This is a genomic window from Pseudoalteromonas sp. BSi20652 (genome assembly GCF_000239855.1).
Lineage (GTDB): Bacteria > Pseudomonadota > Gammaproteobacteria > Enterobacterales > Alteromonadaceae > Pseudoalteromonas.
In genome coordinates this window covers 1-7227 of record NZ_BADT01000061.1, presented here as the reverse complement: position 1 = coordinate 7227, position 7227 = coordinate 1, and the positions used below count along the sequence as shown (strand labels likewise).

Genomic DNA, 7227 nt, shown 5'->3' with positions numbered 1-7227 from the left:
TCTTGACCGAGGGATAACTAAGCAGTCAATAATTTGGATGTATGAAGTCAAGATTTGACCCCTTTGGTTCTCTCGACCCCTTTGGTTCTCTCAAAGCCACTTGATATATATTAAGTTGTTGTAGTGTATTATCAACCGATACAAAGTTTGGAATAGTACCAACTAAACTTGCACCTGATTTTAAAGCAATTTTAATACTAGCTACATTTTGTTCTAAGCATCTAAACTCAATTACTTTAGCACTTGTATTTTTGAGTATGCTTGGCGCTCTTGTAATTACTTGACTAATAATACCATTTCCTTGTGCATCACTACTTAACCAGTAACCAAGTTCTGCTACATTCAACTCAAGACAAATAGACTTAACTGCAAAAATGCCACTCAGATTATCTTTATAATAAATTTTAAACCACCGCGAACCATTTAGCCCGCTTTTAACTCTGTCGAGTATGTACTTTTTAGCTGATTCAATATTATTTACCCCTTCTACCCAAGGCAAAAATTCACCTAAACTTGCCCGACTTAAATTAACAGTCTTTAAAATTTCCGCAGCATCGCTTTCCACTAAAGAAGCTAATTTAATGTGTTCTGCAATTTGGATATGCAAGTGTTCTTCCTTTTCAGTATTGATTTTTATAGTTGTAAGTTTAAAACTGAAGATTACTATTAAATAGCCCCAAACTTATTTAACGGCTGAATAGCCTTTGAACTATTAAAAAGATACAGAAAGTCATTACTCTAGGGCAATGCTTTTTTATGTTATTTACTCAAACTTTGATTAAATAAAAGCATGATCGAGGGGCAAGTCGGCGTTCCATAATTTTGATGTATGGAGTCAAGATTTGACCCCTTTAGATTTTTTTGATGTATGGAGTCAAGATTTGACCCCTTTGGATTTTTTCTTTGGATTTTAACGAAAATAGCATGTTTGAGTTATTCGATGGCGATAAGCCAATCACTGCACTTTAATCGCATTTCATATTAAAAGCGGCTCAACGGCCGCTTTTAATATGTTTTTAAGGTGTTTAAACTTACAAACCAAATACTACTTTTTCGCTTTTAAGCATGCGGCTACTTAAATAACTAAATACGCCAAACAATATGATTGTAATCAATGTTGATAGCACCAATTGTGGCACCGGTATTGGATTGCCTTTAATAAACTCCATGAGTGCAAATTGCTGCGCAGCAATAGGTAACCATTGCACAATATCTGTCGCAATATCGTAAGTCGTTACCATGCTTAATGCCATCGGAATAAATAACACCATCGTCACGTATGATTGCGCCTCTTTAAATGATTTTGCCGTAAACGAAACAAACACCTGTAAACTGGCTGACATAAATGCAATTGGCAAACAAACTACCGCACAAAAAAGCATAAATGACGGTGTAATGGTTACGCTAAACCCTAGCTGCTGCCACGGCACCATACCGTAAGAAAACTTCGACACCACTAGAATGATCGCTAATCCCAGCATAGAGAATGTCGCTATCGCCGCCGATTTTGCTAACACAATGTGTAAGCTACTTAATGGGTGACTTAACAATAATGATAAAGAATTACGTTCACGTTCCCCGGCACTGGTATCTATTGCCAGGTTCATTGCAGCATAAAATACAGTTAAAATCATTGATAGAGTTGCAATCCCCAAGAACATACCACCTTTAGAATCCGGTGTTGCTTGATCATTGACCTCTACCGCAAGCACTCTCATTAGTTGAGGGTCGACACCCCGTGTGATTAATCTTAAGCTAGCCACTTCAGAATTATACAAAGCAAGCGTTTTTTCCACGCGTTGAATATGTTTACGTAGCTTATCATCTGATTTATCTGCAATGAGCGTTACAGTCGCTGGGCGACCTTCGCGCATATTCTTCTGATAATCATCACTTATTTGCAATATAATTGGCTTTAATTTGCTATCCGTATTATCCGTAGCCATTGCGATATCATTATTTTTTAAATGAGCCACTAAGTTAGGTGCTGAAAGACTATTTTCAATCGTTATTTTTAATGCATCAGGCGATGCAAGCTGTTGTAATAGCAATGTAAAAAGTATGCATATGCCAAGCGGGGCACCAATTGCATAATAAAGTCCTGCCACTACTGAACGTTTGTCACGACTGGCATCCATGACTTCTTTTTTATATAACACTTTTAATAAATTAATCATGCTGCAATTCCTTCGTCACTGCCTATCAAGTCTATGAATGCTTCTTCTAAACTGTCTTTACCTGTTCGCTCACATAACGACTCTACAGACCCTTCTGCTACTACTTTACCATTGGCCATAATTACCACGTGGTCGCACAATGCAGCCACTTCTTGCATAACATGCGATGAAAACAGTACGCAGTGCCCTTGCGCTTTAAGTAGCAATAATAGCTCTCTTAAAATACGTGTACTCATAACATCCAAACCACGTGTTGGTTCATCTAAAATAATATTTGATGGGTTATGCACAACCGCTTGAGCCAGTGCTGTTTTCATACGCTGCCCCTGTGAAAAACCTTGGCAACGACGATCTGCAATATCATCCATGCTTAGTTTTTCGAGCACTTTTGCTGTCGCTTCTTTTGCCGCAATCTCTGACATGCCGCTCAACTGCGCAAAAAAGGTTATATATTCTCTGGGCGTTAATCTCTCATACAATCCACAAGGATCAGGAAACAACCCCAAATTTTGTTTAGCTGCCATTGGATTTTTTGCAACATCAATACCATCAATCTCAGCTGTACCTTTATCTGCTTTTAGCAAACCAAACACGGTTCTTAAACATGTTGTTTTACCCGCTCCATTGGGCCCAAGTAAACCCGTTATTTTACCATTTTGTGCGCTAAAACTAAGATCGTTTAACGCATTAACATCACCAATTTTCTTTTTAAGTTAGTTACTTTAATCATGGTTTACTCCTTGTCTTGTGCGTTTAAAGTTGCGGTCTGAGTATGCATTGGTGCAACACCATTGATATTCATAAAGAACTGTTTATCGTTTTTTTCTTTGATACAGTCGGTATCAATATCTTGCATATTTTTTTGATCAATAAATTGGGCGATTATTTTAGGCGCACACGTTTGCGAGCCGATCCCATGAGTTGCCGTGGGTGATACCAAATGCGTTGCTTCACTCATGCTTACCATAGCAAGTTCAGCCCAACTTGCCGGTGTTGCAGGGTCGCGTTCACCCGATAACAGTAACGTAGGTGTTGAACTGTTCAACGGTTGATAAAATGATTTATCCACCGCTGTCACATTTAATATTGGGCACATAATATCGAGCCCTTCGATCATTAGGCTACCCACATACGTTTTATTATATTGCTGACGGGTTTGTGTATTTAATCGTGGCCAGTCTTCGCCGCAAACGATAGCGTTATGCATACCCATGGCGAGCATTTCTGACATATCAGCCCCTGCCATTAAACCCGCAAGTGCTGAATAATTACCTTTTGCAGTTTGTGTAATAACCAGTGGCACAATCGCACGACGTGAATGACTGTACAAAGCCATACGTATTGCACCGAATAACTTAGCCTTTGTAACAGCGAGTGTAATTGTCTCATGTGTACGCGGGTGTAAAACCTGCACCTCGACTGGTTGAGCATCGAGTTTAGCCAATAAAGCTGTAAACTCAGTTTGCAAGTCAGGGTATTGCTGAGCACACTGCGTGTTGGCTTCACAACGACTAAATAGGGCCGCAAGCGAGCTATCAATAGCCTCACCAATGGCAGCTAAACTTTGTTGCATAGGTACAACACCATCAAGCGTGCTGGTGATCACTGAACTTGGAAATTGACGCGTATATTCTTGCGCTATTCGCGTGCCATAGGACACCCCATATAGATGAAACCCTTTGTAGCCAAGCGCTTTTCGTACAGCTTCAAAATCTTTAGCGGCAACGGGTGTAGTGAAATGACTTAAATCAATATTGAGCTTATCTTTACACTTTTGTGTGTCTTGCGCGCCCAGAGCAGGTAAATCAGCAAAGGCTTCATTAAATGCAAACTGCGTTTGCAAGTCATCACTGTCACACTGCAACTTATTTGAATAACCCGTGCCACGCTGATCAATCAATACTATATCGCGTGTTTCACGGGCAAATTGTAAGTTTCTATTAAAGATAGCTGCGAGATCAATTGCGCCTTGCCCTGGACCTCCGGCAAAACCAAGAATGGCTTCGTCAGGGTAACTTGGTTTAATAGCTGGAATTACAGCAAAGTGGATATCAATATTACCATCCGCCGGATTTTGCGATAAAGGCTGGCTAATACTGCCACACATCAACCTATCAGCAAGCCCTTCCATGTAGCAAGGTGTGAGTAATGGTTGGTTTTTTTTATTATTATCAGCTAATACAGCTGTTGAGCCGACCAATAATATTGGTAATATAGTAAGCTTTATCAAGCTTTTACGTAAATTAAACATGATTTTCATTAATCTTTCCCTTGTTGCATTTTACACTCAATATGATAACTTAGCCTTAGTGTATCGGTGTATTAATGTATTAATACAGTAGAGAAAGAGTAATGCTAGAATTTATTAATGTCAACCCTAATAATGGCGATCCAATCTATAAACAATTGCATGAGCAAATTGTGCGCTTGATTGTGGGCGGGCAATTATTAACCGGTGAAGAGCTGCCATCAGTGCGTAAAATAGCAGATCACTTTGCTGTAAACCCGATGACGGTATCACGTGCAATTGGTCAATTGGTCGATCAAGGCTGGTTAGAGCGTCGCCGTGGCCAAGCTACCCGTGTGGCACAAAAAACATCTCAACAACCTGATCAACAAGACACCTTACTTTTTAAGGCTATCGATCAACTCGTTCAACAAACAAAACAGCTTGATGTATCGCAAGAAGCGCTCGTCGAGCTTATAAAAAAACGATGGAAATTATAAATATGCAACAGCCCCTTCTTAGCTACAATAATATTTATAAAAGCTATGACCAACGCAGTGTATTAAACAATGTCTCGCTTGCTTTAGAGCCAGGTATGGTCATTGGTTTATTGGGTAAAAATGGTGCAGGTAAAACGACATTATTACGCAGTGCGCTTGGGTTGATAGCACCTGATCAAGGTGAGATAAGTGTTTTTGGTGAACCCAGTGATAAGCTCAGCACACAAAGTAAAGCCCAAATAGGTTATGTGCCACAACAAACATTTGGTTATGAAGGCTTTAAGGTCGTTGATGCTTTGGCACTACATCGCAGCTTTTACCCTACATGGGATCTGCAATTAGAAGCTAAATGGCTCAAACGGTTTGAGCTGGCGACTGATGCTGCAATTAACGACTTATCTATCGGCCAACGTCAAACTTTAGCGCTGATCATGGCTATGGCTTATCATCCCAAATTACTTATTTTAGATGAACCAGTAGCCAGTTTGGATCCAATAGCACGACGCGAGTTTATGGGCGACTTGTTCGACTTAGCATTAGACTCAGGCTCTGGTATTTTATTTTCCTCACATATCACATCCGATATAGAACGTGTAGCCAGTCATATAGCCCTAATAAAAGACGCCGAGCTTATCTTGATTGACGAATTAGATGTCGTACGCGATACCATCAGAAGAGTCAATTTTACAGAGCAAAACATCGATCTAAGTGCCTACCGCGTGCTTAATTTACAAGCAAACTCAGCTATTATTTATGGCTACCAAGGAGAGCCTATTCCGGGCGCACTTGCCATCAACCATTTATCACTAGAGCAACTATTTGTGGAGCTGCATGGATGATGAATGCAGTAAAACGACCTTGGTATCAGGGTAGTCTCAATTTTTGGTTTAAAGATTTGGGCTGTGCCAGCTACTTAATTCAGGCTATTTTAGCCGCAGCCGCATGTATCATTTTCATTCGTGTGGAATCGTTATCAACTATGATGATGATACTTGCTGTTGTGTGTACTTATTGTGCGCTTGCATGGCAAAGTATCCGAATGCAAGCAACTGAATGGCAATGCTTAGTCGCTGATTACTGCAAACATGTAATGTTTCAAGGTAAAGTCTTTATTGCCTTAATAAACCTAATTCTGCTGTGTAGTATTGCCCTATCGTCTAGCTTAAATAACATCAACATGCTGTTACTAGCAAACACCTTGGGCTTAAGTATTTGGTTTATTTGCCGCGTTACAAGCCACTTATTTACAACATGTTGTTATTTGGCATTCACATTCGCAATTATTATACCCATCTTTTTTGAACACTTACCTTTGTGGTTAATACCATGCTCTTTGCTGGTTTTAAGTCTAATTTTACTATGTAAAAACAAATTAGGTATGCCCTATATATGGCAAGCCGATGCACTTATAAATTACCGCCAAGGACTACAGTCAGGTTGGTCGCCCGTACCAAGTGGACTTTTATCAAATTACGGCACAGTCATAAATAAACAACTATTCCCATTGAGTTATTTTGTTGGCTCTAGTTTATCGCAATACATTATTTTATTAGTGCTCTTTTCTATCATAGCAATAGTGATAAACTTTTTTTATAACATTGCAGAGCATGTATTATTCGCTTTAACATTAATGCTGTTAGCTGCGGTTACGTTATGCCAATGGGCAAAAGCACAACGTTCACAATCGTGGGAATTACTCACCACTTTACCAATTTATAATGGGAGTCACGCAGTTAAAGTTGCCCTTAGTAACAGTGCACTTAAATTTTCATTGTTAATTGGCGTTCTGTGCTTCGTAAGTGCATCTATATTGCTACTGACCCATCAACAATGGCAACTTCTAAATGTTGCAAGCTATGCGATAGCCTGTATAGCAGCTACACTGACAAGCTTTGTTCTTGGCAATGTATTTAAAAATATAAACGTACTGAGTGTTTTATTATGCTTATCGTGTGGCGTGAGTATGGTAATAGTAAATGTAATGGTTGAACATGGCGATAGCATGTTGAAGCTTTTACTTATTTCACTTTATGCCAGTGTTTTGGCTTTTTTGAACCGCTTTACAATAAAGTACTTATAAACTACTTCAAAAAACCTTTGCCTTTAGCCGTGCTTAGTTTAGCGGGTGTTAATCCAAAATATTTAACACCCGCTATTCCACATTCTAAATTTATAGCTACTTATTGCTTTTTAAGGGTATGTATCATCTTTTGTGCATTTAAACTTTGTGGGTTTAATTGCAAAGATTGCTCATAGTTTACTCATAGTTTGCTATCGCATTAGAACCAAAGGGGCCTAGAACCAAAGAAAGAACCAAAGGAAA

6 protein-coding genes and 1 pseudogene are annotated in these 7227 nt (G+C 39.2%); 3 read left to right on the top strand and 4 right to left on the bottom strand.

Annotated features, from left to right (window positions below; genetic code table 11):
- Window positions 1-25: 25 nt before the first annotated feature.
- The 4 genes and pseudogenes from P20652_RS12700 to P20652_RS12715 form a co-directional block, all read right to left on the bottom strand.
- On the bottom strand, window positions 26-607 hold the full coding sequence (locus P20652_RS12700) for a GNAT family N-acetyltransferase (protein ID WP_008167171.1): 582 nt from the start codon (window positions 605-607) through the stop codon (window positions 26-28).
- 424 nt (window positions 608-1031) lie between these two features.
- Window positions 1032-2177 carry an ABC transporter permease gene (locus P20652_RS12705; RefSeq protein ID WP_008167169.1) on the bottom strand — a complete coding sequence of 382 codons (1146 nt, stop codon included), beginning with the start codon at window positions 2175-2177 and terminating at the stop codon, window positions 1032-1034.
- Window positions 2174-2907, bottom strand: a pseudogene (locus tag P20652_RS12710) (ATP-binding cassette domain-containing protein). The gene P20652_RS12705 and the pseudogene P20652_RS12710 overlap by 4 nt, the downstream one beginning before the upstream one ends.
- Window positions 2908-2910: 3 nt before the next feature.
- The gene (locus P20652_RS12715; RefSeq protein WP_008167166.1) at window positions 2911-4437 is read right to left on the bottom strand and encodes an alpha/beta fold hydrolase; all 1527 of its coding nucleotides are present in this window, start codon (window positions 4435-4437) and stop codon (window positions 2911-2913) included.
- A 92-nt stretch (window positions 4438-4529) separates the two neighbouring features.
- On the opposite strand from P20652_RS12715, the gene P20652_RS12720 reads away from it, so the two are divergent.
- From P20652_RS12720 to P20652_RS12730, 3 genes are read left to right on the top strand one after another with little or no spacing between them, the layout of a single operon-like run.
- A complete protein-coding gene (locus P20652_RS12720; protein WP_008167164.1) occupies window positions 4530-4904 on the top strand; it encodes a GntR family transcriptional regulator in 375 nt (124 codons plus the stop codon).
- Window positions 4905-4906: 2 nt separating this feature from the next.
- Window positions 4907-5743, top strand: a complete 837-nt coding sequence (locus P20652_RS12725) for an ABC transporter ATP-binding protein (protein ID WP_008167162.1) — start codon at window positions 4907-4909, stop codon at window positions 5741-5743.
- A complete protein-coding gene (locus P20652_RS12730; protein WP_008167161.1) occupies window positions 5740-6984 on the top strand; it encodes a hypothetical protein in 1245 nt (414 codons plus the stop codon). Before P20652_RS12725 ends, P20652_RS12730 begins: the two co-directional genes overlap by 4 nt.
- Window positions 6985-7227 lie beyond the last annotated feature (243 nt).

What these genes read in the sequence shown, in the direction of transcription:
- P20652_RS12705 (WP_008167169.1), bottom strand. Translation starts at nt 2,177, where the DNA reads ATGATTAATTTATTAAAAGTGTTATATAAAAAAGAAGTCATGGATGCC.
- P20652_RS12715 (WP_008167166.1), bottom strand. Translation starts at nt 4,437, where the DNA reads ATGAAAATCATGTTTAATTTACGTAAAAGCTTGATAAAGCTTACTATA.
- P20652_RS12720 (WP_008167164.1), top strand. Translation starts at nt 4,530, where the DNA reads ATGCTAGAATTTATTAATGTCAACCCTAATAATGGCGATCCAATCTAT.
- P20652_RS12725 (WP_008167162.1), top strand. Translation starts at nt 4,907, where the DNA reads ATGCAACAGCCCCTTCTTAGCTACAATAATATTTATAAAAGCTATGAC.
- P20652_RS12730 (WP_008167161.1), top strand. Translation starts at nt 5,740, where the DNA reads ATGATGAATGCAGTAAAACGACCTTGGTATCAGGGTAGTCTCAATTTT.